Here is a 26,995-nt window from a genome sequence, read left to right as displayed (position 1 = left end):
ACATCAAAAAAAACGGGGCGCTCGATGAGCGCCCCGTTTCCCCTTGTGCCCCGGCCTCTGTAGGGCCGGGGTCGACTTCTTGATTAGCTGTGATACGCGGATTCGCCGTGGCAGGTGATGTCCAGGCCTTCGCGTTCGACATCTTCCGGCACACGCAGGCCGCAAACCATGTCGGCGATCTTGTAGGCAATCCAGGCCACGATGCCGGACCAGACGATGGTCAGGACGACGCCTTCGAACTGCACCCACACCTGGCCACCGATTTCAGCGGCGGTCTTCAGGCCGGGGCCACCCAGGGCTTGGGCGTTGAACACACCGGTCAGCAGGGCGCCGGTGATGCCACCGATACCATGCACGCCGAACACGTCCAGCGCGTCGTCCGCCTTGAGCAGGCGCTTCAGGCCGTTGACGCCCCACACGCAGATCACGCCACCGGCCACGCCGATGATGAAGGCGCCCACCATGCCGACCAGGCCGGCGGCGGGAGTGATGGCAACCAGGCCAGCCACTGCGCCGGACGCAGCGCCCAGCATCGACGGCTTGCCCTTGAGCGCCCATTCCGTGAACAACCAGGCCAGCACGGCGGCGGCGGTGGCGATCATGGTGTTGAAGAAGGCGAGGGTGGCTTGTTCATTGGCCATCAGCGAGGAGCCGGCGTTGAAACCGAACCAGCCCACCCACAGCAGCGAGGCGCCGATCATGACCATGGGCAGGTTGTGCGGCTGCATCGCTTCGCGGCCGTAGCCGATGCGCTTGCCGATCACATAGGCGCCCACCAGGCCGGCGATACCAGCGTTGATGTGCACGACGGTGCCGCCGGCGAAGTCCAGCGCACCCTTGGCGTTCATCAGGCCAGGCGCGGTGGGCGAGGCGAACCACACCATGTGGGCGATGGGCACGTAGGCGAAGGTGAACCAGATCACCGTGAACACCAGCACCGCGGAGAAGCGGGCGCGTTCGGCGAAGCTGCCCACGATCAGCGCGCAGGTGATGCCGGCGAAGGTCGCCTGGAAGGCGGCGAACATCAGCTCGGTCAGCGTGGCCGACATTGCATACTTGCCGTCGGCGGGCGAGAACATGCCCGAGAAGAAGGCGCGGGAGAAGCCACCGAAGAAGGCATTACCTTCCGTGAAGGCCAGCGAATAACCGTAGATGAACCACAGCACCAGGCCCAGGACAAATGTGGCCATGACCTGCATCAGTACCGACAATACATTCTTGCTGCGCACCAAGCCGCCGTAGAACAGGGCGAGGCCAGGAACTGCCATCATCAACACCAGCAGTGTCGATACCAGCATCCACGAGATATCTGCTTTATCCATTTGTAATGGCTCCAATAGCGTCTTTATTCGTTATTTAAAGTGCTGCTTCGCCTGCTTCGCCAGTGCGGATGCGAATGACCTGTTCCAGGGGGGCGACGAAGATCTTGCCGTCACCGATCTTGCCCGTACGGGCGGCTTGCTCGATGGTTTCGATGGCCTGTTCGACCAGGTCGTCAGGGACCGCGGCTTCCACGCGCAGCTTGGGCAGGAAGTCGACGGCGTATTCCGCGCCGCGATAAAGTTCGGTGTGGCCCTTCTGGCGTCCAAAACCCTTGACTTCAGTGACTGTCAGTCCTTGGACGCCGATTCCGGACAGAGCCACCCGCACCTCGTCCAGCTTGAATGGCTTGATGATGGCGATGATGAGTTTCATGGCTGTTCCTCTGATGGTTGCGCTAGGCATAGGGCTAAAAGCAATATCCATGCCAATTTTCAGTTATCGATATCCGGCATGGGTCTGACCATGGCGCACGGCGGGTCTTCTTAGGCTCCGCGGGCGTTATGTCCATGAGGCGTCCGGGGATTGCCTTGCGCCGGGGCCGCCTCGTGCGGCCGGTGCCCCAAAACAGGGAAGTTCGTGGGACGTCGCGCACATGAGTGGTGCAGAACCCGGTGCACGTCTCCGCCACTGTATGTTGTTGACCTGTCTTTTTTGTAGCTAATTGCTGCTGCTCTACAGAATATGGATATCAAACTAAAGGATGAGGTTGCGGCTACGCGGACCTGCGCCGGGGCCGGGTGATGGGTGCGCCGCGGGCCCTCGCCTGATACGCCGACTTACATGCTGGCGTTGTGTGGAAATAGGGCCTGCATGAAGAATGATTTGTCCGAGCGGCACGCGTGTTCCGATCCGCAAGGCAAAGTCCGCCATGGTGGCGCTCGACCGCCGGGACTCTCTGGGAAAGAGGAAAACATGAATCGCTTGATAAGGAACACCGCGGTGGCAGGGGCAATGCTGCTGGCCGCGACGGGTTTGACGGCCTGCGACAAGAAGGACGTCAACCCGGCGGCCACGCCTGCCGCCACGGCGCCGTCTACGTCCACGTCCGCAACGGCGGCGGCGGGCAACCCCGCGCCGTCCAGTACCGCGCCCGCAGGCGCGATGGCGCCCGCCTCGACGGCATCCGCCAGCGCGACGGCGCCGGACGATGTGCCGGCGGAGTGCGATGCCTATATCCGCCAGGTGAACGCATGCATGGACAAGCTGGGCGCCAACAGCCCGGCGGTGGCGACCTTCCGGCAGCAGCTCGATGCCGCCCGCGCGCAATGGGCGACCGTGCCCGACAAGGCCATGTTGGCGTCGCAGTGCAAGCAGTCGACCGACCTGTTTTCCCAATCTGCATCGCAGATGGGTTGCCAATAACGTATTCCGGTTGTCTCCGGAGCCCTGGGGGCGGCCACCGTGCCGCTCTTTTTTTGGCTTCCGGCCCTGGGCGGCGAAGCGATTTACACTTGAGGTTCGCGACTTTCAACCTTCGCGGAATAGGATGCAGACATGAACACCACCAATCCCATGCAATGGATGGAAGACATCCAGAAGAATATCTCGGACCTGATCGCGCGCAGCCCCGCCGCGGATGTCGAGCGCAACGTGCGCGCCATGATGACGCAGGGCTTCGCCAAGCTGGATCTGGTGACGCGGGAGGAGTTCGACGTCCAGGCCGATCTGCTCGCGCGCACGCTGACGCGCGTGGATCAATTGACGACGCAGGTGACCGCCCTGGAGGCCAGGCTCGCCAAACTGGAAGGCGGCGCCCCCAAGGCCTGACTCAGGCCTTGAAGTACTCCGGATAGCGCGCGCGGATGTCTTCCACCTGCCGCAGCGTGTGCGACAGGTGTTCGCGCAGGCGCTGTTCGGCCAAACTGGCGTCCCCCGCGGCGATGGCCTCGACGATCAGCGTGTGATCGTTGAGGATGCGCTGTGCCTTGCCGAGCGCCGGCAGATGCAGCCGGCGCAGCCGGTCGATGTGGCCGCTGCGGCTGTAGACCAGCTGCCAGAGGTCCTGCATATTGGCCGCCGCATACAGCTCTCGATGAAACTCCTGGTCGGCCGCGGCGAAGGCTTCGAAGTCCGCCGCGTCCACCTGCGTCTGCTGCAAGGCCAGCAAGGCCCGCAGGCGCTTGATCAGGGCCGCGTCGCCGGCGGTCGCCAAATCCCGCACCAGTTCCTGCTCGATGGCGCGGCGCAGGAAGTGCGCTTGGGCGGCACGGTCGATGTCGATCTTGCTGACCCGGGTGCCAGCCTGGGGAATCACGTCCACCAGGCCTTCCTCCTCCAGACGCATGAGCGCATCGCGCACGGGTGTCTGGCTGACCCCGTACTGCGCGGCCAGTTCCGGCCGCACCAAGGCAGTGCCCGGCGGAAAGGTCAGGGAAACAATGGCTTCGCGCAGCAATTCGTAGAGTTGCGGCGCGGCCTGGCGATAGCGATCCAACCTGACGGATTCGTTCATGGCGGGTGGCGAAGAGAAGAGGGGGGACGGGGCAGAGCGGCAGGCGTCATGGCTTGTTCATGATGTACTAATGTATTAGTATATTTTATCTAAGAACGAACAACATCGATCACGAGACAAATACGATGACGACCAGGAAAAAGACGCCCGAGACCCTGCGCAGCGCGCGCTGGTTCGCTCCCGATGATCTGCGCGGTTTCGGCCACCGTTCGCGCGCCATGCAGATGGGTTACGCGCCGGAAGAATGGGCGGGTCGTCCCGTCATCGGCATCGTCAATACCTGGTCGGACATCAATCCCTGTCATACCCATTTCAAGCAGCGCGTCGAAGACGTCAAGCGCGGCGTGTTGCAGGCGGGCGGCTTCCCCATCGAACTGCCGGCGCTGTCGCTGGCCGAGCAATACGTCAAGCCGACCACCATGCTCTATCGCAACATGCTGGCGATGGACGCCGAGGAGTTGTTGCGTTGCCATCCGGTCGACGGCGTGGTGTTGATGGGCGGTTGCGACAAGACCACGCCCGCCTTGCTGATGGGCGCGACCAGCGCCGGGCTGCCTGCCATCTATGTGCCGGCCGGTCCCATGCTGCGCGGCAACTGGCAGGGTCATACCTTGGGTTCCGGCTCGGACGCCTGGAAGTTCTGGGACGACCGCCGGGCCGGCATCATCACCGAGCAACAATGGATAGGCATCCAGGGCGGCATCGCGCGCAGCCACGGCACGTGCATGACCATGGGCACGGCCAGCACCATGACGGCCATCGCCGAAGCCTTGGGCATGACCTTGCCGGGCGCATCGTCGATTCCGGCGCCGGATGCCAACCACGTGCGCATGAGCTCCGAGTGCGGCCGGCGCATCGTGGAAATGGTGTGGGAGGATCTGACGCCGGCGCGTATCCAGACCCGCCGGGCGTTCGAGAACGCCATCACCGTGGCCATGGCCATGGGCTGTTCCACCAATGCCATCATCCACGTCATCGCGCAGGGCCGCCGTGCCGGCCATGACATCAGCCTGGACGACTTCGAGAAAGCCAGCCGCAAAGTTCCGGTGATCGCCAATGTGCGCCCGAGTGGCGACAAATACCTGATGGAAGACTTCTTCTATGCGGGCGGGCTGCCGGCCATGATGACGCGTATCCGCGAGCATCTGCACCTGGACGAGATGACCGTCACCGGCCGCACGCTGGGGCAGAACATCGAAGGTGCCGCCGTTTACAACGACGACGTCATCCGCACCGTGGACGATCCGGTCTATGCCGAGGGCTCGCTGGCCGTGCTGCGCGGCAACCTGGCGCCGGACGGCTGCGTGATGAAGCCGGGCGCCGCGGATCCGCGCTTCCTCAAGCATTCGGGGCCGGCGTTGGTGTTCGACGACTATCCCTCGATGAAAGCCGCCATCGACGACGAGAATCTGGACGTCACGGCCGATCACGTGCTGATCCTGCGTAACGCGGGTCCGCAAGGCGGGCCGGGCATGCCTGAATGGGGCATGTTGCCCGTTCCCAAGAAGCTGGTGAAGCAGGGCGTGCGCGACATGGTGCGCCTGTCGGATGCGCGCATGAGCGGCACCAGCTATGGCGCCTGCATCCTGCACGTGTCGCCGGAATCCTATGTGGGTGGGCCGCTGGCCCTGGTGCGCAATGGCGACATCATCTCGCTGGACGTGGACGCCCGCACGATCAATCTGGATGTCGACGAGGCCGAGCTGGAGCGGCGTCGCGCGGAATGGAAACAGCCGGAACGGCGCTACGAGCGTGGTTATGGCTGGATGTTCTCCAAGCATATCGAGCAGGCCGACCAGGGCTGTGATTTCGATTTCCTGCGCACCGACTTCGGCGCACCCGTGCGCGAGCCGGATATCTTCTGAAGCCAAGTTGCCCCGTCTTGACCTTCCATCCTTCAAAGAAAACATCATGTTGAAACCCGAAACCCGTGAATTGCTGCGCGGCGTGAGTACCGCCACCTTGTGCACCTGCCTGTTCAAGCGCGGCCTGCGCTCGCAGATGATCCAGGGCGCGCTGCCCGTCGGTGGCGTGCGCGGCGGCCCGTCCATGGTGGGCGAGGCCTTCACGCTGCGCTATATGCCGGCGCGCGAAGACCTCAACGGCATCGAAGTGTTCCGCGATCGAGCGCACCCGCAGCGCAAGGCGATCGAGGACTGCCCGCCCGGGGCGGTGCTGGTGATCGACAGCCGCAAGGACGCCCGCGCGGCGTCGGCCGGTGGCATCCTGGTGGGCCGCCTGCAGGCCCGTGGTGTCGAAGGCGTGGTGACCGACGGCGGTTTCCGCGACGCGCCCGAAATCGGCAAGATGAAGATGCGTGCTTACCATCAACGTCCGTCGGCGCCCACCAACCTGACCCTGCATCAAGCCATCGACATCAACGTGCCGATCGGTTGCGGCGACGCGCCGGTGTTCCCCGGCGACGTCATCGTCGGCGACGATGAAGGCGTGCTGGTCATTCCCGCGCACATGGCTGACGAAATCGCCGCCGAAGCCGCCGAGATGACGGTGTTCGAGGACTTCGTGACCGAGCAGGTCGCCAACGGCCGCTCCATTCTTGGCCTGTATCCGGCAACGGATCCGCAAACGCCGATCGACTTCGCGGAATGGCGCAAGAAAAATAACCGCTGATCGACGTCGCGTACCGGGGCTGGGCGTTGCCCTAGAACCGATAGGTGGCCTGCAACTGGAAGGACTGGGCTGACGTATTGCCCGTGCTGAACAGCCGGTCGTAGCTGGCCGTGATGTCCGTGGACTTGCCCAAAGGCAATGTCACGCCCAGGCCTGCCGAGAGCATGCCGCGCGAGGGGGCTACCCCCGCCAACCGGAAGCGGGTGCCGTCGCCCGCCGCGGCATCGACGCCGCGGCCGCGGTCCAGCGTTTCATAGGCATAGCCGACTCGCGCTTCCACCAACGCCGGCTTGGTCGATCCCGTGTTGAAGGGCAGGCCCACACCCACCTGCACATACGGCTGCAGGCTATGCAGATTCTGCGAGTCCACGTCCAGATTCTGGCTGGTCGAGCCGTCCTCGCCAAAGCGCCCGGCGTGGAAGTATTGATAGCGCAGGCCCGCCCGCGGCGTGACCAGCACGGGACCCGCCGCCAGCGGCAGGCTGGCTTGCAGCCCGGCGGTGAATTCCTGGCCGTCGGTGTCGCCCTTGGCCGTGCCCACGCCGGCGAAGGACCGGCGGGAACTCAGGAAGTCGTACGCGGCGCCCACGGTGGCGGCAACGTTGACCGGTCCGACATTGCGCGCGCCATAGCCGGCCAGGCGGACAGTGTCGATCTTGCCGCTGGCTTCGTCTTCGCGCACGTCGATATGGCTGTAGCCACCAGCCACGCCCAGGGTCCAGGCGCCGACCTGGTGGTCCAGGCCGGCGAGGAAGCCGTAATGGTTGTCCTTGTAGCTGGGCGCGTCGTCATTACCGCGCACGTGATTGCTGTTGGAGACCAACTGCGTCCAGACCTGCTTGCCGGGCTGCGCGCAATTGGCCGAGTCGCCACTGCCGCAAGGCTGGCCGCTCAGGCGCGCAAGCAAGGCGTCGTTGACGCGCTGGCCTTCGCGTATCGCTGCCGAACCCATGGCGCCGAAAATAGTCGCGTTGTTGGGTTTGACGACCACCGTGCCGCCGCCGGTGCCACCCGTGTCGCTGCCGTCTGCGGCCAGCGCCAGCGTGACACCGGTAGCCGATGTCTGCAGGGCCTGCGTGACGCCCGTCGGCGTGTTGGCCGTGACGGAGGAAAATTGTCCGGAAACGCTGGCGGCATCGACGATGCGATATGACGTCGTGCTGTAGGTGCCGGGGCCGTAGAGCACGTTCAAGGTTCCGGCCAGCGTGGCCGTACGTGCGACCTTCAACTGCGATGCGGCGGTAGGGCTGACGTCGATGAACAGCGTCGCGGCCGGCGACTGGACGTAATTGCCGGCGATGGTCAAGGTGCCGATCGAACCGCCGGGACGCACGGTGCCGTCGTTGTTGACGTCGCCGAATATCGAACCGTGGCCGCGCAGGGTGCCGCCGCTGCCGACGGATACATTGCCCGCGATGCTGGCGCCGGAGTGGTCGGCATCGCCGATCTCCAACGTGCCGCCATTGACCGCCGTTGTGCCGGTGTACGTGTTGGCGGCGTTCAGGATCAGCGTGCCGTTGCCCGCCTTGGCCAATGCGCCACTGCCGGTGATCACGCCATCGAATGTCGAATCGGCCGTACCGTTCACGGTCAGCGTGTTGCCGCCCAACGCGATGACGGTGCCTGCCGCGCCGCTCAGCGTGCCTATCGTCTGGCTGCCGCCGGCGGAGATGTCGAAGTTGCCGGTGCCTGCCATATTCAGCGCACCCGTCGACGCCAGGCTGCCGCCGGCGCCCAGCGCCAGCGTGCCGGCATTGATGGTGGTGCCGCCGCTGTAGGTGTTGGTGCCGGTCAAGGTCTGGGTCGCATTGCCGTTCTTGACCAGGCCGCCTATGCCGGCGATGGTGCCGGCATAGGCGCTGTCGGTGGCGCTGTTCAGGCTAAGCGTGTTCGCACCCAGGTCGACCGTGCTGCCGGCCACGCCGCCGAGTGCGCCTATCGTCTGGGCGCCGCCCGCGGAAATATCGAAGTGGGTGCCCGCGGCGGTCAGCGTGACCGCGCCGTTGGGCGCCAGGCTGCCGCCGGCGCCGATGGCCAGCGTGCCGGCGTTGATCGTGGTGCCGCCCGTGTAGGAGTTGGCGCCCGTTATTGTGGTGGTGCTGCTGCCATTCTTGATCAGTCCACCGGCGCCGCCGAGAGATCCGCTGTAGGTTGAATCCGTGGCGCCGCCTACGGCCAGATCGTTGGTGCCGAGCAGGACCGTGCCGCTGCCTACCAAGGTACCGAAGGTCTGGGTGCCGTTGCCGGCCGACAGGTCGAAGGTGCTGCCAGCGGCCAGGTTGACGATGCCCGTGGCGACCAGGCTGGCGCCCGCGCCCAGCGCCAGGGTGCCGGCGTTCACGGTGGTGCCGCCTGTGTAGGTGTTGGTCCCGTTCAAGGTCAGCGTGGCGTTGCCGTTCTTGGTCAGTCCGCCGGAGCCGGAGATGTCGCCGTCCAGCGTCAGGTTATTGCTGCCGGCCACGATCAACCCGGCATTCAGCACGACATCGTTCGCCAGGGCGACGGGTCCGGAGGCGTCCAGGGTGGCGGCATTGCTGACGGTGAGGGCGCCGGTGCCGAGGGCGGCGTTGTTGCCGACGATCAATCCACCCGCGTTCAGGGTGCTGCCGCCGCTGAAGGTGCTGGCGGCGCTCAAGGTTTGCACGCCAGTGCCGTTCTTGATCAAGCCGCCGGTGCCGCCGATGTTGCCGCTGAAGGTGGCATCGGTGGCGTTGCCGAATGTCAAGGCGTTGCCGCCGAGTGCTACGGTGCTGCCCGCCACGCCAGAAAAGGCGCCGACCGTCTGGTTGCCGCCGGCGCTGATGTCGAAAGAGCCGATGCCGGTCAGGTTCAGGGCGCCCGTCATCGCCAGGCTGCCGCCCGCGCCGATCGCAAGCGTGCCTGAATTGATGGTCGTTCCACCCGTGTAGGTATTGGCGTTGTGCAGCACCAGCGTCGCCGCACCGTTCTTCGTCAGGCCGCCATCACCGGATATCAGGCCGCCTATGGTCAGATCATTGCTTCCCCGAATGGTTAGATTGACTCCGGTATCCAGCGCGATATTGTTCACGACGGTGACCGGGATGCTCGTATCCAGTGTGGCGTTACCGTTTACCGCCAGATCGCCCGATCCAAGTGCGGCGCTGTTGCCGAGCACCAGCTCACCCCCGGAGAGGGTGGTGCCGCCGGTGAAGGTGTTGGGGCCGCCCAATCCCTGGATGCCGGGGCCGCTCTTGATTAACGCTCCCGAGCCATCGATCACCCCCTCGAAATCGGCATTGCCCACACCGGCGAGGGCCAGGGTATTGGCGCCCAGCGAGACCGAGCTGCCCGTCACGCCGTTAAGCGCGCCGATGGTCTGATTGCCTGCCGCAGCGGAAATATCGTAGCCCGTGCCGGCGGCGCTCAAGGTGACAGCGGAACTGGAGGCGGTGCTGCCACCGGCCCCTATCGCCAATATCCCGGCGTCGATGAACGTGCCGCCTGTGTAAGTGCTGGCGCCAGTCAGCGTTTCCGTGCCTGTCCCCACCTTGGTCACCCCGCCGGTGCCGGCGATCGCACCGCCGAAGGTGCCATCGGTGGGGCCGCCGATAACCAGAGCGTTGTCGCCGAGATCGACCGTGCCAGTGCCTGTGAGGGTGCCGAATTGCTGCGTGCCGTTGCCCGCCGACAGATCGAAGGTGGCTCCAGTGGCCACGCTGACGACACCGCTGCTGGCGAGGCTGGCGCCGGCACCCAGTGCCAGCGTGCCGGCGTTGATGATCGTGCCGCCGGTATAGGTGTTGACGCCGTTCAGTGTCAGCGTGGCGGTGCCGTTCTTGTACAGGCTGCCGATGCCGGCGATGCTGCCGTTGAGGGTCAGGTCGTTGCTACCATTCACGGTCAGGTTGGCATTGAGGACAACGCCATTCGCCAACGTGACGGCGGTCGAGGCATCCAGCGCCGTGGCGCCGGCGACAGTCAGGACGCCGGTTCCTAGTGCTGCGTTGTTGCCGACCGCCAGGCCACCGGCATTCAACGTCAGGCCGCCGGTGTAGGTATTGGCGCCGGACAGTGTCAGTACGCCGGACCCTGTCTTCACCAGGCCGCCGCTGCCGCTTATCGTGCCGGCGAAGGTGGTATCGCTCGAATTGCCCGCAGTCAAGCTGTTGCCGCCCAGCGAAACCATGCTGCCAGCCACGCCGGATAGCGAACCTATGGTCTGGTTGGCGCCACTGCTTGAGATATCGAACGTGCCCGTTCCCGCCAGTGTCAGCGCCCCGGTTGAGGCCAGGCTGCCGCCCGCGCCTAGCGCCAGCGTGCCTGCATTGATGGTGGTGCCCCCGGTGTAGGTATTCACGCCGGTCAGCGTCACTGTCGACGGCCCATCTTTGACCAGGCCACCTGCCCCGGAGATGTTGCCGCCCAATGTCAGCGCATAGCTTCCCAGTATGTCGAGGGCCACGCCGGCGGCCAGGCTCACATTGTTGGCGACGTTACGTGCGGCGTTGTTGTCCAGCGTGGTATTGCCAGCCACCACGAGCGTGCCGGTGCCCAACGCGCCGTTATTGGCCAGTACCAGGCCTCCCGCATTGAGCGTGACGCCGCCGCTGAAAGTGTTCGCGCCGGCGAGCATTTGAATACCGGTGCCGTTCTTGATCAGGCTGCCCGTGCTCGTGATAACGCCGGCGTACGCGCTGTTTCCGACCCCACCTAGCGTGAGCGCGTTGCCGCCCAGCGCGACGGTGCTGCCTGACGCGCCGCTGAGTGATCCTATTGTCTGGTTGCCGCCAGCCGAAATGTCGAAGCCTGATCCCGGGGCCGCCAGCGTGACCGCGCCGTCAGCCGCGAGGCTGCCCATAGCGCCGATGGCGAGGGTCCCGGCATTGATGAGCGTGCCGCCGGTGTAGGTGTTGACGCCGGTCAGGGTCTCCGTGCCGGTGCCTTCCTTGATGATGCCGCCGCTTCCAGCGATGGAGCCGGCGAAGACGCCGCTGGTGGGCCCGCCGATGGTCAAGGTATTGCCGCCCATGTTCACCGTGCCGCCGCCCGTCAGTGTGCCAAAGCTTTGTGTGCCGTTGCCGGCTGACAGATCGAAAGTGGCGCCCGACGAGAGATTCACGATGCCGCTGGATGCCAGGCTGGCGCCGGCACCCAGCGCCAGCGTACCGGCGCTGATGTTGGTGCCGCCGGTGTAGGTGTTGACACCGTTGAGCGTGAGCGTGGCCGCGCCTAGTTTGGCCAGACCGCCCGTGCCAGAGATAGAGCCGTTGAGGGTGAGGTCGTTGGTGCCCAGTACGCTCAGGCCGGCATTGAGCGTGATCGTGTTCGCCACTGTGACCGCGGTCGTGCTATCTAGTGTCGTCGCGCCCGCCACCGTGAGCGTACCGGTGCCGAGAGCAGAATCGTTGGCGAGGCTTAGGCCGCCCTGCATCAACTGCGTGCCGCCGGAATACGTATTGATGCCGGTCAGCGTGGTCGTGCCGATACCTTGTTTGACGACAGTGTCAGTGCCGGAAATGACTGACGAGTAAGTGTCATCGGTCATCCCGCCGATGTCCACGTTCGCTGCCATACCCGGCGCCGCCAGACCGGTAATGGCCAGGTACACGGCAGTGGGGAGTAATTTCAGGCGAGTCCGTGCCGCGGATGGGCGTCGGGTTGAACGGCTTCGGCACGAACTGGCGACGCGACTCATCGAAATTTCCCTCACACTTTGAAATTAATTTGAATTATTGTTCATTAAATATGTTTCCAGGCGAAGCAATTTCGTTTGGGTGTGGTGCGACATCCACGCTACGCGGATCGTTTCGAGCCGCGAGTGCCCTGCAGTAGCACCGTGACATAAGCGTCCCTTTGGCCTCTAGAGGCCTATCCAGCGGCGCATACTGGCCGCCTTGATCCTCTTCAGTAAGGCGAGCCGCATGACCTTGGCCGTTCTGACCAGTCGCGCGCTGGCGGGCATGGAGGCGCCTGCCGTGCGTGTCGAGACGCATCTGTCCGCGGGCTTGCCGACCTTCACGGTGGTCGGGCTGGCCGACGTCGAAGTGCGCGAGAGCCGGGAGCGCGTGCGGGCCGCGATCCTCAATAGTGGCTATGACTTTCCCGTGGGACGGATCACCGTGAATCTGTCGCCGGCGGATCTGCGCAAGGAGTCGGGACGTTTCGATCTGCCCATGGCCTTGGGGGTGTTGCTGGCGTCGGGGCAGGTGGTTTTGCCCAAGGGGTCCCGGCTTGGCGTGGCCCGGCCTGACGCGGCCCGGCCTGAAGACGCCGTGCTTCAAGTGCAGGGTGGCGACGACGACCTTGGGCATCTGGTTCTGGCGGGTGAACTGTCGCTGACCGGCACGCTGGTGGCGGTGGCGGCGCCGCTGGCCATCGCCTTGGGCACCGCGCGAGATCATGCGGACTCGCAACTGATCCTGCCGGCGGTAAGCGCGGCGCAGGCGGCGCATGTGCCCGGATTGCGGGTGTGGTCGGCGCATACCTTGACCGAGGTGGTGTCGCACCTGACCGGCTCGGCGTCCCTGGCAATCGCGCAGCCGGCCCCCTTGCCGGCGCCGCCGCCTTTACCTTGTTTATCCGATGTACGCGGGCAGGGCGGGGCGCGCCGGGCATTGGAGCTGGCAGCCGCGGGCGCGCATAGCCTGCTGATGGTTGGCCCGCCGGGGGCCGGCAAGAGCATGCTGGCTCAGCGCCTAGCGGGGATACTGCCGCCTTTGGCCTTAGACCAGGCCCTTGATGTCGCAGCCTTGGCCAGTCTGGCCGGTGAGCCCAGCAGCGTCGGAACCCAACCGCCTTTTCGCGCGCCGCATCACACGGCATCCGCGGCGGCCCTGGTCGGGGGCGGCACCCGGCCTAAGCCGGGTGAGATCAGCCGGGCTCATCATGGGGTCTTGTTTCTGGATGAGTTCTCTGTTAGGTGATCCCGACGTGTCTGTGTGCTATTTGAAACGCTGAGAGCAGAACAAATTATGTGTACACAATCTCAATGATGGGTGGCCTCAACTTGGCTCTGCGGTGCTAGCAATAGCCTCTCGCTGTGCAGCCGTCAATTTTTGCCAGTTCTTGATCACGCGAGCAAGCTGCTCATCACTGCAGTAAAAATAGGCGGTTGGAGTTTTTAAAACTTTTGCAAGTGCTTGAACGATCCCAAACGGGGGTTCGTGGACGCCCGTTTCGTAGCGGCTTATGCGAGTGCTCGCCGAATGCTCATCGATTCCGATGGCTATACCAAGTTTATCCTGCGGGAGCCCAGCCTCTTTTCGTGCCTCGCGCAAGCGCTTCCCTACCAATGAACCAGAGTCGCTGATCATTCTACGAATGTCGTAGAATGCGTCTGGAAAATCTCTACGTATTTCGTAGAATCTGTGGTCCTGAAACGGCGACTCAGCACGGTACGACGGCTAATTCACGTGTTCATCGCACAGTAGGAAGTCGAGCGAAAAGGTCAGATAAAGAGGGGCGGCGTACTTTTGCAGGCATGGTCGCTCCGGATGAAATTATGGTTAAGGCGACAATCTCAAACACTCGATGCTGCGGTCCGGAAGCAGACCACCTGGGCCTAATCGATCGCTATCCTCTGTTCTTCCGGTCGATACGTCATCCGGATCTTTACCCATCCGATTTAGCGAGCTCGGGTTTGCAATGCGGGCGAGGCTGGCTCCACTTAGTCGAGATGGCTGCTCTCCACGTGGAAGAAGCGCTTCGCGAACTCTGGGCTGGCGCTGACGACGCATTGAATGATGTCGTTCACACAGATCGAATACTTCTCTCGCATCCGAATGCTCTGGGACCTCGAGTGCCCGTGATCCCCTATTGCAAGGCGATTCGTGAATCCGAAGGAGGGCTTCATCTGAAGATGAGCTCGAGCTATCTTCGAGCCCATCAACCCGAGAATAAAATTGTTCTATGGGTCATTCAGGCTGAATTTCTTTCGAAGGAAACCTGTGTGCGTTGTGGGGATAAAAGACTTCTGCGGGAAAACCCAGGGCCGGGCGCGTATTGCAACGCCTGCCTCGCTATCTTCGCGTGATTAAGTAGTCGCTCCGAGGAACTCTACGAGGAAAAATGTACAAGCACATGCCCCCAAACTTGGATGGTCGGGATTTTGTTGTCGGTGACCTTCATGGTTGCTACGACCTGCTCCAGAATCGGCTTTCGGAGGTGGCGTTTGATGGGTCAAGGGATCGGTTATTTTCAGTTGGTGACTTGATAGATCGCGGCCCTGATTCGCTATCCTGCCTGCGATTGCTTCGCCAACCTTGGTTCTTCGCAGTGATGGGGAATCATGAAAAGCAGATGGCGGACTATCTCTTAAACGGCTCTGCACGTGAAGCCCAGCGTCTTAGGTGGATGCAGATTGGCGGTGCTTGGTTTGAAGATATCTCGGATGCACAGCGTTATGAAGTCGTCTCCCAATATCTTCCTCTCATTCGCGATCTTCCATATGTCATCACTGTGGGAGACGGTATGGAGAAATTCCATGTAACGCATGGTCAACTTTGCCGCGTGGTCGATCGCGGTTCCTTAGCCCATTACCAGAGTGTCGCTGAGGCAAACGTAGAGGTGCTCTTGGATTCGGAGCTTTGTAAAGAAACTCTCGAAGCCAACGCAAATTCGATCCTATTTGGGCGGCACCTCTTAAAGGGGCTTAGAAATGCCTACGTCAAACGCTATCCGGAACCAGCAGGCGGTTTACTGACAAGCGCCGACCCCTGGGCCGCGGGATTGTCGTTGACATTTGCTGGACACACACCGACCGCATCGGTAGTCCTACATCAATCACATTTATTCATCGACGGCGGGCCACTTGTCTATAAGAACCGGGGAAGTTTGCATTTATTAAATGCTGCCGAGGTGAGGCAATGGATATCCCGTGCGGTCTAGTCGCGGGGCGCGCGTGCTTGATGCTAATCTTAATCTAAAATAATTCGGGAACCCATCAGTCCCATCACTGTAGGGGCTTTTAGACCTTCGACCCAGAGCCGCGCGTGCAAGAAAGACCCAACAGTCGCCGGGTCTCCTATCTCTCTGTGTGACGGCAGCACTGCACACCTGAATAATATTCCAGCGGATGGATCTGTGAGGGGGCTCAGCGCTGAGGAAAGAGATTGAGATGTTAGCAATTGATCAGGGCGGCTGTGCGCATCCGCAAATGCAATGCGTCAGAAAAAAATATCTGGTTCCTAAGCGCTATTAGGCTATTGGATACCAATTCCTCGGAGTCAACGCGCGAAAGGGTTGACGGAAATGGTACGAGATGTAATATTGTATCTTGTAGGAGAACATATGATCTCAGCCTGCGTGCACTGCGAAAGGATGCGAAGAATTGATAATAGAGCGGGACATCCTGCTCTGACATTCATCGCTGCGTCGGTCGATGCTGGGGGACGCTATCGTTTGTATTGTTGCGCAATCTGCGGGTCTAATTGGCACCTTCGGACTGGCTTATGGATTGGACCTGCCTAACGCACTGGCGGCCACATATTGAGTTCAACGGTTGATGCAATCTAATTAGGCAAAAATGGGAGAAGGAATGATCAAGCCTTTCCTCCCATAATCTAGCGTTCATCGAGGACACTCAACGTCCTGGATGCTTGTGCGTTTGGCTTCGTGGTTAAGATTTAGGTGCAGCAAAGCGGGGGGGAGGGACGCCGTGACCACGAATATATTTAGTTTCATAGGTTCCCTTTGTTTCGCCGAAAAATTTTTGATGCTTGTGTTACGGCGTAGCGTCGCCGGAAATCGCGGGCAATAAATCTCGCAGAAAGTTTCGTCCCAAAATTCAAAGTACGTACGAAATTTTTGGTGTGCAGGGCCAAGCTGAGGTGCCATGTCACCAAGCCATCATGGTTTTTATAAAAATGATATCTGAGAAATTAATTGATTATCTTCTGGGGACGCTGGATGGCTTCGGATTCGAGCGTTTGGTTCAACAGCTTCTTTCGAAGCGAGATGGCGATCGCTTCGTTGCACTTGGGGGGAGCCATGATGGGGGCGCAGATGGTTTTATAAGGACGGTATTAGAAGATCGGGAAAAATCGACAAATTTTGTTCAGATTAGCGTTCAAAAATCGGATGTCGAAGGGAAAATTCGAAAAACTGTTTCCCGCCTTCAAGAATATGGTCGTCAGGTCGATTCCTTAACATATTGGTCTCCCAATAGGCTCTCGGTCGACACAATCGAAGATAAATTAAGCTCCGAATTAGGCGTGACAATTAGGGTTCGGGATTGGGATAGTTTAATTCGTCTAATTCAACACAATGATGCGACAGCTTCCATTTTTGAACAGCGATTCAGAGCGGAAATACTAGAGCTCACCGCTGCTGCAGCGCCGAACCTGGAGGGTGAAGCCGGCTTGGTGTCGGATCCTAGTGTCTATGTGTTCCTGCAGCTGGAAAGCAGGAATAGATTTTCAAAAGGCGGTTTAATCGCCCCGATTGTTGATTCGCTACTCTACTGGGTTCTGCGTGAAACAGATCCAGATGCTGAAAAATTGTTGACTCGGAGCGAAATAAAGCTTCGATTGCGGGCCCTATTACCGTCAGCTGCTGCATCTATTGTTCCGCATATTGATGAAAGATTGCGAGTCTTGTCATCCAAGCAAGGCGGAGGATCGCAGAGAATTCGACATTATCACAAGTTAGACAGCTTCTGTCTTCCGTATTCGATGCGAAAAGTGTTGGCGGAGGAGAGCATCAAGGAGATCTCCCTTAGGTCCGATACCCGAACATCGATCGCAGAACGAGCGCGTACAGCCGGAGCAAGCGGTAGTGAAGTGGATATTGTGACCGTGGTATGCGAAAAGGTTCTTTATCGGCATTTTCACGAACAAGGGCTCATATTAGCTGCCTTTTTGGAAAAGCAGCTGACGCATGTCACTATCTCAGACCAAATTGTGGAGGAAGAGCTTAGAGGTGCGGCGTCTGACGTAAATGATGTGTCTAAAGCGGCTTACGGTATCGCGTTGAAGGTGCTGCAGGGAATTTTCTACACACCGACAGAGGTTGAAAATGAGTTTCTGCACCGGTTGAGCAAAACGACGCTTCTGCTTTTCACGTTAAAACACAATCCTCGACTTATCGAATATTTTAATAAGATGAGCGGAAGGTTCAGGCTTTTAATTGGGGCCGATATAATCGTTAAGGCTCTAGCGGAGACTTTTCTGCCTGAAGAGCATAAGCACGTTACTAACCTGCTAAAGGTCGCAAGAGCCTGCGGGGCAACACTCATTGCCAGCGAGCCGGTGGTTGAGGAGGTCTTCACCCACATGCATGCGACACAACTCGAATTTCGGAATTATTACGCCAGTCAAGAGCCCTACATTACCGCAGCTCTCGCATCACAAAGCGACCGAATTCTGATACGCACCTATTTCTACGCGAAATTGTTAATAAACAAGGTCAAGGGTTGGCGTGGTTTTATCGAAATGTTCGTGGATTTCGACCAACTGGCTGCTGCATCTGGGCGAGGTCAAGCACAACTGCAGGCCTATCTATGTAAAGTCTATGGCTTTGAGTACATGCCCCGCGAGGATTTAGCGAGAGGAGTGGATGGCGAATCCGTTCGGGACCTGGCTGCGAAGCTTCAATATGACGACAAGAAAGAGGTTCTTGCGCAGAACGACGCACTTATGTGTATGGCAGTGTACGCGCAGCGAGCGCTGGGGCGGGAGGCGATGCTTTATGATGGATTCGGCTTGCGAACTTGGTGGCTTACGAAAGAGACTGCTCTGCTTCAGCACACGGGGGCGGTAGTCGCTGCCCACGGAAACGTCCCCTTCATCATGAGGCCTGAGTTTCTCCTGAATTTTTTGTCTATATCCCCTCAAACGGCGGACGTTGACCCGGTTGTACGTGACCTCCTTCCAAATCATGTTGGCCTGCAAATTGGCCAACATCTAAGTGCAACGCACATGCACAAGATCCTTGGACACGTCTCTGAGTGGAGTGATTTGCCTGACTCTCGTCGTGAGGTAAAAATCACTGACGCGGTTGATAAACTTAAGTGGGATCGGTTGAAACGATACGAGGCTAATCTTGATCTAAAGGGTGAGGATGAGGCAGACGCGGTCGTGTCAGCACTACGTAATATTAATGGTTTGTGAGCTAACTTCTAAATGAATTCTGTGTTATTTCTGATCTCAAGTGGTTTCCCAGTCAGTAAAAGATAATTTATATATATTGTCCACGGTGTCAAAGTCAGCTTGTATTTTTATCTTATACCTACATGGCTAATTTAATGAGTATGAAGCTTCCTACGAGATTCAATGAGTTGCTGGCTAGAGACCATGGTTTAAATAGTCTTGTATTGAATGCGCTAACGTTGGTTGAGCCCTGGGCGACGGACAACAAAACCGTCTTTTTCCCTGAATACACTGACCATAGCTTAAAGCATTTAGAAGAAGTTCTCTTGACTGCCGAAGGGCTTATTCTTGACGAGTCTTGGCCAAATTTATCGTCGGAAGATGCTGCAGTATTAGTACTGTCGGTATTGCTTCACGATTGCGCACTACACCTATCGGAAGAGGGGTTTTTTTCCTTAATAAACGGCACGTATCGTTCAGCCATCTCCGTATATATCCCTAGTGAAGTGGGATGGCCGGAGCTTTGGGAGGTTTTTTTTGCGGAGGCGAAGCGTTTTGACCAACGCCGTTTGATGGCGTTATTTGGTGACACTACGCCCGTCGCTTCATTGCCGAACAATAAGTTAGAGCTGACTTATAAACATAGGCTTCTGATTGGTGAGTTTTTACGGCGCCACCACGCCAGGTTGGCCCACGAAATTGCTCTGGGGGGCATTCCTGGGCCAAGTCATAGCCTCACGTTCGGTAGCGCCGATCACAGGCCGATTCTAGACCTAGCGGGGTTCGTTGCACGCAGTCATAACATGGGTCTGCGCGCCGCTGTGGACAAATTGGAGTTGCAGAAACGACGCGTTCACATGAATTGTAAGGTTCCTTTTATAATGGCGACCTTAAGGATAGCTGATTACCTTCAGATTCACTCTGCTCGTGCTCCAGGCAAGATGCTTCATCTAAAAAATCTTGCAAGCCCTGTTTCTCGTGGAGAGTGGAAGAAGCACCTTTCAGTGCAAGAAATTAATCAAGCTCATGATGATCCGGAAGCGATTTTTGTTGACGCGAATCCCGAGTCAGCTAAGACATTTATCGCAATGAGGCGTTTGCTCTCAGATATACAGCTTGAGTTGGATCATTGTTGGGCCGTCCTCGGCGAAATATATGGTCGCTTTGACGCATTCCGGCAATTGGGTATCGGAATCCGCAGAATTCGATCCAACTTGGACAATCCAGCACAATTTGAGCTGACGCGTAAGCCGTCATACATTCCTCAGGATTTCCGCTTTCGTACTGCTAGCGCGGAGTTGATGGATTTGTTAGTGGCTCCGCTCTACGGCGCTAAACCTGAAGTCGGTATCCGGGAACTTGTCCAGAACGCCGTAGATGCTTGCCTAGAGCGGGAAGACCTGATTGCCAAAGGCGTGATCCCAGTGACTTCTACGCCTGCAGAAAATGTTGTAGTTACTCTCATAGAAAACGACGACAACACAGGAACTCTTGTCGTCGAGGATCATGGGATAGGCATGACACCTTCTATTGTCGAAAACTATTTCCTAAATGTCGGCGCATCTTTTCGCAGTAGCGATCTGTGGCGAAAAAATCATATTGTCGATGGCCACTCGAGCATTCATAGAACTGGGCGCTTCGGAATTGGCCTGTTGGCTGCTTTCTTGCTCGGTCCACAAATCAGAGTAACTACTCGACATATAACATCATCGCCAGATAGCGCAATCACTTTTACCTGCACTCAGGGCGACGAGTCACTCGAAGTTAGTTATTGTAGCTTTCATCACGGAACACGAATCGAAATATCGCTTAACGAAAGTACTACGCGAGCTTTACACATAGAGCACAAGCAATGGGACTGGTACTGTTTAGCGCAGCCGAGTGTGAGGCGCAATGCTCCAGCCCTCGGTGAGGGGGATTTGGCTCAAGAATATACAGTCCCCGCATGCGATGCGAGCCTAGACGGTACTGCGTGGCGTCGAATTGATGCAGAGGGATTTGACGACGTTCTTTGGAGTTATGAAGCCTTGGAAGGATGGGGCGGGGCCGGTGGGGATAATTCGGTCATCTGCAATGGTATATATATCTGCCAAGGCCCTTATTCTGCTGAGCCGCTAGTGTCACCGTCCTTGGGAATTATCCGCGTGTCGACTCCCGCGCTTGTAGTGTACGACCCTGATGGTAGGTTTCCCATTAACCTGCAGCGGGACGAAATCGCGGCCGAACATATTAGTTTCGCGAAGGAACTCGCTGCCGATGTTTCGACCTATTTAGCCAAGCGGTTGGTGGACGCATTCGACCAAGTGGAGCCAATCGTGTCCTCGGCGACTATTGCACAATGTGTTGATCCGCGGATTCCCGGCCTAAGAAATTGGGCATACGGACGCGGCCCACTAGCTTACATGTTGATCGCAAAGGGTGGGATAATACCGGCGGATGCGGATTTACTCCGTCGTGCGAATATTAAATCCATCGTGATAGATGCTGCCAATCTCTCCGCGAATGTTGGTGCGTATTTATGCCCGACGATATGCGATTGGGCTGAGTGCTACTGCATCTCTCCAGCAGTTACGGACTCGAGAACTAGCCGAGCAGGGTTTCTTCGCTCAACTATCGGGGATTTAGGTGCCTATGGTGAAAAAGGTTTTTTTACTGGGTTGAATATCGCCGGAAGGCGTATAGTCATTCGCCGACGCGATATTGTCGACCTAGTACGCCCGGGGTCGGTGCCCAAGCGGCTATGGACCCGACTCAATGTTGAGCAAGAGATTGGTGAATGGGTGCTACTAAGCATGGGCGATGTGCCTGCTCTTTCGCTCGATCTACACAAGGCTGTGGGAGAGCTTAAAGAGCATAAAGCATTCGGTTTTTCAATTATTTATTTTACCGAGAGTGCGAATCAGCAGGAACCCAAAAGCGAGCCCGCGATTTCGCCGTTTGCATCAGCTTGGCTAAGTTTGGTGGGCTCGCCGCTACTCCGGCCGCGGTACCAATAATCTTTAATGCGCACGAGTACTTGCGTATCGATGTGTAAGACTTCCGCTAAAAGTCCCGGCAGAGTTGCTGATGCAGACGAGCGCTTGCTTCTCTAGTCGGAGACCTTGCGCTTGGCCATTGCGACAGATCGCAGGGGGCGATAATCGAAAACTGCCTCGGTTTTCCTTCGCAATCTCTGATACTGAGTGGATCGGTGCTAGCGCATGCGCTAATTGCACGCTGTGAGAGACCTGGATGATGCGCACCCTTTCTGCACTTGAAAGAATCCATCGTATGAGCTTATTCGTAGACCACTATAGGGGGTTTGCCTGGGCGAATCCGACTGCGACCGTCAGTCAAATGGCTCACACTATTCTTACGAGAATGCTACTTGTCCCAAGCTTTCATCAACTTCTCGACGCATCAGTTGCACTTGGATTGGAAAGGGTCGAGGAGCAATGGACTAAGCTTGAGTGCTCTCCAGATCATGATGTCAAACAAGTAGTGGAAAGCACAGGGAGATGGACGCGACTTTATCTTAGAAATATACGTAGTGGGTATGACCGAGCTTCGAGTGAAGTCTGTATTTCTAGAGGCGACGTCTGATTCGAATGTTCTGAATCCAGTCCGCTAGTGTTCACGCCTAGAGTCAGAAGGATTCAGATGATATTGATGCAAAAGATTTGTGAAGCTTCCGGCTATTTCGGCTTGTCGCTATGAGTGCAAGACGCGATGCGTGAACTGCGAATTGTTTTTCGAATACTCAGTTTCTTAAAATCCCAAGTATTGAGCAATCATGCTTGACGGTGAGAGGTTGTTTTTATTGCAGATGCGCTGTTTGTGTAGGAGTTCATGTTGTTTTCCTCTACGCCAATATGGCGCAAGGCTGACGTGCTAGCCTCGAGGAGCATCTGACTGGCATAGAGTGTCTACCTGCTCGCGAAGATCTTCTATCTCATTTTTCAATCGCACACAAAGTAGGAGAAGCGCTCTGTTTTGAGCTTGCAGGTCAATCTGATCCTTTTTGCGGGCTCTGTCATACGCGGGCCGTCGATTGGTCTGTAATTTTTTGTTATTATTTTGAGCACACGCATTCTGTAGTGATTGAAGGCGAGCGACGAACTCGGGATGGTTTTCGTAAATGTTTGAGCGATTTATGTTTGCCATTCGGCAGATCTTTAGTAAGGAGATGCTCGACCCTTCGTGGATCAGCAGGGCCAACGCTGCTTCGGCTTTCTGAATAGATTTCACATTATCTCTCGTTCTTTTCGGCGGCCAAGCTGGTGAATGACAGATGCCGTGGTGTTTAAACGCTGTTCTATTACGGCCCGTGTTTGCTCTGGAAGATCTGCTCTTTTCAGGATTTCCTCATCTTTAGCATATCGCTCGCTCCACCATTCCGCTTGGCGCTCAGTTACTGAAAAATTGCTGCATTTTGCGCAGACATCCGGCGCTCTTCGGACCTCATCCGGGCCGTGTTTGGTTCCTTTGCAAGCCGAAAGGTGTTCGACATATAAGCAGTAGCCCCAATTACACGGTACCAATTTTGTGCCACTTGAAATGAGTTTTTCCGCTAGGTTATGTAGGGCTCGTTTTCCTCTGAATTTGGGTGCTTGATCCACATGCTTCATCAGGTCGAGAATTCTCGACCCGGCTTTTCCTCCAATCGTCTTTGCGGAGAGTAGCTCCGTCAGACGTATTGTTAGATCTTCTTGTTCCGCCAGAGAGAGAAGCTCGGCTAACTCTATGTCGTACCCGACATACGATCTATCCGTGATGCCACTGTGAATGTGTCCGTATTGGGCTGATAGTGCGCCTAAGGCGTTTCTATCTCGGGTAGCTACAAAGCGCGCGAATGTCTTTCTGCCTTGGTGGCTATGAAACCGCACGCTTAGAGGAATAGGCTTTTCTCTTGTCGGTGACCTAGCGAACTCCTTGGCTAGGCGCGCGGCCGCAGTAGCGGTCATTTGGTGAATGTTTTCAACTTGACGGGGGATAGTGCCATTCAAACTGAGTCGTAGAAATAATCCAGTTCGGTGCTCAGGAGAAACAAAGCTGTAGAGGTTTTCTAAACTATCGATGGCTTCTCGAACGGTCGGCGGAGCAATCCAACGATGGGGACGTCCGCTTGACTTGGCTAGCTTGCCAGTTATGTACGTGTATTCGAAGCCGTCGCTATGGGTGGTTGTCATGAGCGAACCCAGCGGGAGACTGGCTGCCTCACTGATCCTAGTGCCACATAAGAATAGTATTTGTATTAACGTGGCAGCTTGAGTCAGCCGTAGAGCCTCTTGAACGAGGAATGTTGGTGTTGCATCCTTTTCGTTCATGAGTTCGCGGAGCGATGAAAATTCGGGGGTATGTGCTAGATCTTGCATGAGTGGCGCGTTCAAAATCGAGAATTGCGCCTTCGAAAGCTTGCTGGATTCCGTCCTGGTCTGCCAGATTCTTCTTATAATAGGACCTAGAATTGGTGGGGCCACTTCGGTCCATTTCATTGCGTCTTTGAGCAATTCTATTGCTAGTCGTTGGTCCAGAGGTTGCCAGCGTAATTGCTTGCGTCCAGCTCTGCTCCAATGGCGCAGTGTGACATGAGTCGCTGGGTTGAAGGAAAGGCCTGGCCAACTCTTTGTTCGTGTGAGCCACGCCTCTTCTAATAGTCGGCGCCATGAGTTGACCGTAGCTTGCGAAAGTGCAGTGCCATCTTTAGTCGCGACTGATTGCAGTAGTTTCTCGATATGTGTTGGCGTGAGCTGAGAAAAGCTGTGTAGATGATGATCGACCATCCATCGTACTATCTTGCGCAAGCGCATAAAGCGAAGCTTTATCGGAAGGGCTGCTATGCTGGGAATGCGTTCCTCAAGTCTTTTGATTATTTGTAGAATAAATGCCTTGGCTTCATCTATTAGTCCGTCCGACCGTTCCGTCCCAGCATAGGGCATGCTATTCCAGTTAAGGAAGACCTCGCCTTCCCGTAGTTGCCGGTTGTGTAGTACCCATGTAGCGTCGTCAACTTTCACAATGAGGTCTACGCCGAACATGGTCTCAGTCCAAGAAGGGCAGTGGGAAGCTATCAGCGACTAACTCCGCATGTTTACGGATCGATGGCGCAACTGCTGGTAGTAGCTCTTCCTCAATAGTCTGCAATGTGGAGCCGTAGAGTGCATGGAAACGCCTGCTCCATCCGTCGTTGATTGATTTTTCGCCGATCGTTTTCAGATGTCTGGACGTGGCGATGAGTTTCGCCACAACTTTCAGATCATCAAGCACCACTATGGCGCCTGGGCATGTGGCGCATTGACTAAATTGGCTGCATAGTTGTCCCTCGTTGCTGCCTTGCGCGATCCCGGCAAAAGGATCCTTGCAAGAAAATCCGAAGACTGTTTCTGATTGCCCAAGATAGGAGTTGATAGTTGCTTGCGTTGCTTGTTTCCCACTGCGGCTCAGGTCGACCAACTCGCCTTGAAATCTTCGTATTGTGCGAGCTCGGCTTTCACTCAGTAGCGAGTGATCAACGTAGCGTTCAGTAGTAGCTGAGTCCCGGTGATTTAGTCTTTTTTGGACTATAGCCATATCCGCAGTTTGCGCAAAGATGAGTGTTGCTCCACTACTTCTTAATTGTTTGAAATCGAAGTCTGCAATTTTATTGCTAACTATAAAATTATTTAGCAGAAGGTGGAGCATCTGATAAATAGGTATGGTTACTTTTCCGTTGGCCAAGCAAATGAAAAGGTAGTTTGATTGCTCTGGGCTTGCGTGATGTCTGAGATTTTCATTGAGAGATAGAAGGCGCGTAACCAATGTTGGAGCAGCCCACCGATTCGCCGTTGGAAAGTCCACTTTCTGTTCACGGCCTGCGCGCGGCTTGTCCCAAATAAGCTGGCTCAAATCACTCCTCAGTGGGTGTTGCCTCACACAGTCTCGACGCAATTCCCTAATGGCCATCGGGTTCCCATTGCTTTGTAGCAGCAGCAGTATGTAAAAGCTGATCAAGTCGCGGGCACGAAGATAGATCAGGGACTGCAAATATCTGACGCCTCCTAAGTCCCTGACAGTTTTTGTAAAGGCCCTTCCGCGGGAGAGTACGTCCTTCTGGGTGAGGATGCGGGTGCACATTTGCGTGCTGTCCTGAAGTGCTGAGACCAAGCGTGGGTCCGCATGGCAGCCCATCAGGGCATGTCTGCCCAGTTCTAATCTTGCTTCAACAGCACTAATTTCTCTTTGGCACGCATGCACAATCGCCACCAAGTCTTCTTTCGACAATGTTCTTGACTGTGCCGGGGGCTGTCTCTGGAATCGCCTCAGGTTCTGATCGAATCCATCAGGCGCGATATCAGGAAAAATGCGTGCAGTCGTTGTGCATAGTTGCGTTATTGCATTGAGCAAAGTCTGTTTCGTAGCCTCGGCCAACGGTTGGAGATCCAGCCAATTGCGCCATTTCAAAAGTAGATCGCGCGGCAGTTGTGCCTTGGACAAAAGGCGATTTTCTCGCAAGAAGCGTGATAACTTCAGCAGGCAGCGCCAAGTTTGGCGGCGGGTTTCCAGCGCTAGATGTTGTGTTTCAAGTTCGAATACTGTGCAAAACGCCGCTGCGACCCTTTTGTTTCGCGAGATCCTACTGAACTCTAGAGCGCCCCGGCGATGTCCGAATTTGTCGTAGAGAATTGCTGTCGAATCCGGCGGCGGTTCAGCCTTTCCATGATTCATTGCGTTTCTCCATATAGGTAGGCCAGTGCGGAATGTACGGCTGACGAGTCTATTTCCAGTGCTCTTAGATAGATTTCTGTGCTGGAGGTTTGAGCATGTCCCAAAAGGACTTGTAGTGTCTTCAATGGGTTGATTGCTGCGCCATTGTCGGCATGCCGCTCCAGATGTCTATAGAGGGTCACGGCGTAGGTGTGCCGCAGATGATGAAGAGTTGCATTTGAGCCTATCTGATCCGCCACCCTTCGAAATTCGTTAGAAAGACGTCCTTTGTCTATTTTCCGGCCACCGGGGGTCAGAAAAATGTGCCCGCGATCGATAGGCCTGGCATGCTGCGGCCTATCTGAGACAAAGTACCAATTTGTCTCATCTATCAGCTTATTCGGTGCGTAGACATGGACTGTTCTGCTCCCTTTTCGCGTCAACGTGAGCTGGGTCAGGCCCGAGGGAAGGTTGTACGCATTTTGTAGATCGGTGTCCCGCAGTCCACATAGTTCAAATCGACGAAGTCCAGTGCAGGCTGCCCAACGGAACATCAAGGCATAAGGCATGGGGGAGCGCCTAAAGATTCCGTCAAGCTCATCCGCCGAGAGGGTCCGGGGTAGTCGATAGATCTGTCTGGGTACGATTGATCTTCTCGTCCGGAGTGCTCGCGTGTCTTTATTTTCATTGGCACACCGATTGATCAGAATCCATTTACCTAGCGGAGATCTGAGGGCGCCTGTTTCCTCTCCCCACTCGTGAAATCGAAGGACTGCGTAGACTCTTGCTCCAATTGTCGCGGAGGCAGTACTCCGAGACGGGCTATTGAGTATGTTTCTATACAGCTTCACATGCCGTTCGCTCGCAGTATGAAGCTGTA

Annotated in this window: 15 protein-coding genes and 1 pseudogene; 8 read left to right on the top strand and 8 right to left on the bottom strand. The window is 57.2% G+C overall.

Features of this window, described 5'->3' with window-relative positions:
* Window positions 1–83: 83 nt before the first annotated feature.
* On the bottom strand, window positions 84–1,322 hold the full coding sequence (gene amt / locus ASB57_RS11895) for an ammonium transporter (protein ID WP_057652423.1): 1,239 nt from the start codon (window positions 1,320–1,322) through the stop codon (window positions 84–86).
* A gap of 34 nt (window positions 1,323–1,356) precedes the next feature.
* Window positions 1,357–1,695 (bottom strand): P-II family nitrogen regulator, encoded by a 339-nt coding sequence (locus tag ASB57_RS11890; RefSeq protein WP_057652422.1) that lies wholly within the window; start codon window positions 1,693–1,695, stop codon window positions 1,357–1,359.
* 540 nt (window positions 1,696–2,235) lie between these two features.
* On the opposite strand from ASB57_RS11890, the gene ASB57_RS11885 reads away from it, so the two are divergent.
* Both ASB57_RS11885 and ASB57_RS11880 read left to right on the top strand, forming a co-directional pair.
* Entirely contained in the window at window positions 2,236–2,685 is a 450-nt protein-coding gene (locus tag ASB57_RS11885) for a hypothetical protein (protein WP_057652421.1), read from the top strand.
* A 132-nt stretch (window positions 2,686–2,817) separates the two neighbouring features.
* Window positions 2,818–3,090, top strand: a complete 273-nt coding sequence (locus tag ASB57_RS11880) for an accessory factor UbiK family protein (protein WP_057652420.1) — start codon at window positions 2,818–2,820, stop codon at window positions 3,088–3,090.
* Window position 3,091: 1 nt separating this feature from the next.
* Here ASB57_RS11880 and ASB57_RS11875 read toward each other — a convergent pair whose 3' ends face one another.
* Window positions 3,092–3,775, bottom strand: a complete 684-nt coding sequence (locus tag ASB57_RS11875; protein ID WP_057652419.1) for a GntR family transcriptional regulator — start codon at window positions 3,773–3,775, stop codon at window positions 3,092–3,094.
* A 125-nt stretch (window positions 3,776–3,900) separates the two neighbouring features.
* On the opposite strand from ASB57_RS11875, the gene araD reads away from it, so the two are divergent.
* Both araD and ASB57_RS11865 read left to right on the top strand, forming a co-directional pair.
* Complete coding sequence (araD, locus tag ASB57_RS11870) at window positions 3,901–5,640, top strand: L-arabinonate dehydratase (protein ID WP_057652418.1); 1,740 nt, start codon at window positions 3,901–3,903, stop codon at window positions 5,638–5,640.
* Between the two features lie 49 nt (window positions 5,641–5,689).
* Entirely contained in the window at window positions 5,690–6,406 is a 717-nt protein-coding gene (locus ASB57_RS11865) for a ribonuclease activity regulator RraA (protein WP_197425107.1), read from the top strand.
* Between the two features lie 31 nt (window positions 6,407–6,437).
* Here the strand turns inward: ASB57_RS11865 and ASB57_RS31070 are convergent, their stop codons facing one another.
* Window positions 6,438–11,939, bottom strand: coding sequence for an autotransporter-associated beta strand repeat-containing protein (locus tag ASB57_RS31070; RefSeq protein WP_197425033.1), 5,502 nt, complete (start codon window positions 11,937–11,939; stop codon window positions 6,438–6,440).
* Between the two features lie 349 nt (window positions 11,940–12,288).
* On the opposite strand from ASB57_RS31070, the pseudogene ASB57_RS11855 reads away from it, so the two are divergent.
* Window positions 12,289–13,275: pseudogene (locus ASB57_RS11855) on the top strand (ATP-binding protein); the annotation flags it as partial.
* Window positions 13,276–13,368: 93 nt separating this feature from the next.
* Here the strand turns inward: ASB57_RS11855 and ASB57_RS30575 are convergent.
* Window positions 13,369–13,680 carry a helix-turn-helix domain-containing protein gene (locus tag ASB57_RS30575; RefSeq protein ID WP_082621553.1) on the bottom strand — a complete coding sequence of 104 codons (312 nt, stop codon included), beginning with the start codon at window positions 13,678–13,680 and terminating at the stop codon, window positions 13,369–13,371.
* Window positions 13,681–14,434: 754 nt separating this feature from the next.
* On the opposite strand from ASB57_RS30575, the gene ASB57_RS30570 reads away from it, so the two are divergent.
* The 3 genes from ASB57_RS30570 (at window position 14,435) to ASB57_RS30565 (ending at window position 21,449) form a co-directional block, all read left to right on the top strand.
* Window positions 14,435–15,253: a metallophosphoesterase gene (locus ASB57_RS30570; RefSeq protein ID WP_082621552.1), complete on the top strand. Its 819-nt coding sequence runs from the start codon at window positions 14,435–14,437 to the stop codon at window positions 15,251–15,253.
* A 923-nt stretch (window positions 15,254–16,176) separates the two neighbouring features.
* Window positions 16,177–18,474: a hypothetical protein gene (locus ASB57_RS31065; RefSeq protein ID WP_156414139.1), complete on the top strand. Its 2,298-nt coding sequence runs from the start codon at window positions 16,177–16,179 to the stop codon at window positions 18,472–18,474.
* 134 nt (window positions 18,475–18,608) lie between these two features.
* A complete protein-coding gene (locus tag ASB57_RS30565; protein ID WP_197425031.1) occupies window positions 18,609–21,449 on the top strand; it encodes an ATP-binding protein in 2,841 nt (946 codons plus the stop codon).
* A 1,227-nt stretch (window positions 21,450–22,676) separates the two neighbouring features.
* Here the strand turns inward: ASB57_RS30565 and ASB57_RS31060 are convergent.
* From ASB57_RS31060 to ASB57_RS31865, 3 genes are read right to left on the bottom strand one after another with little or no spacing between them, the layout of a single operon-like run.
* On the bottom strand, window positions 22,677–24,470 hold the full coding sequence (locus ASB57_RS31060; protein WP_156414138.1) for a tyrosine-type recombinase/integrase: 1,794 nt from the start codon (window positions 24,468–24,470) through the stop codon (window positions 22,677–22,679).
* Window positions 24,471–24,474: 4 nt separating this feature from the next.
* On the bottom strand, window positions 24,475–26,136 hold the full coding sequence (locus ASB57_RS31055; RefSeq protein ID WP_156414137.1) for a site-specific integrase: 1,662 nt from the start codon (window positions 26,134–26,136) through the stop codon (window positions 24,475–24,477).
* A complete protein-coding gene (locus ASB57_RS31865; protein WP_197425029.1) occupies window positions 26,133–26,684 on the bottom strand; it encodes a site-specific integrase in 552 nt (183 codons plus the stop codon). The genes ASB57_RS31055 and ASB57_RS31865 overlap by 4 nt, the downstream gene beginning before the upstream one ends.
* Window positions 26,685–26,995: the final 311 nt, after the last annotated feature.

The organism is Bordetella sp. N, from assembly GCF_001433395.1.
GTDB lineage: Bacteria > Pseudomonadota > Gammaproteobacteria > Burkholderiales > Burkholderiaceae_B > Bordetella_C.
This window is presented reverse-complemented; position numbering and strand designations above follow the sequence as displayed.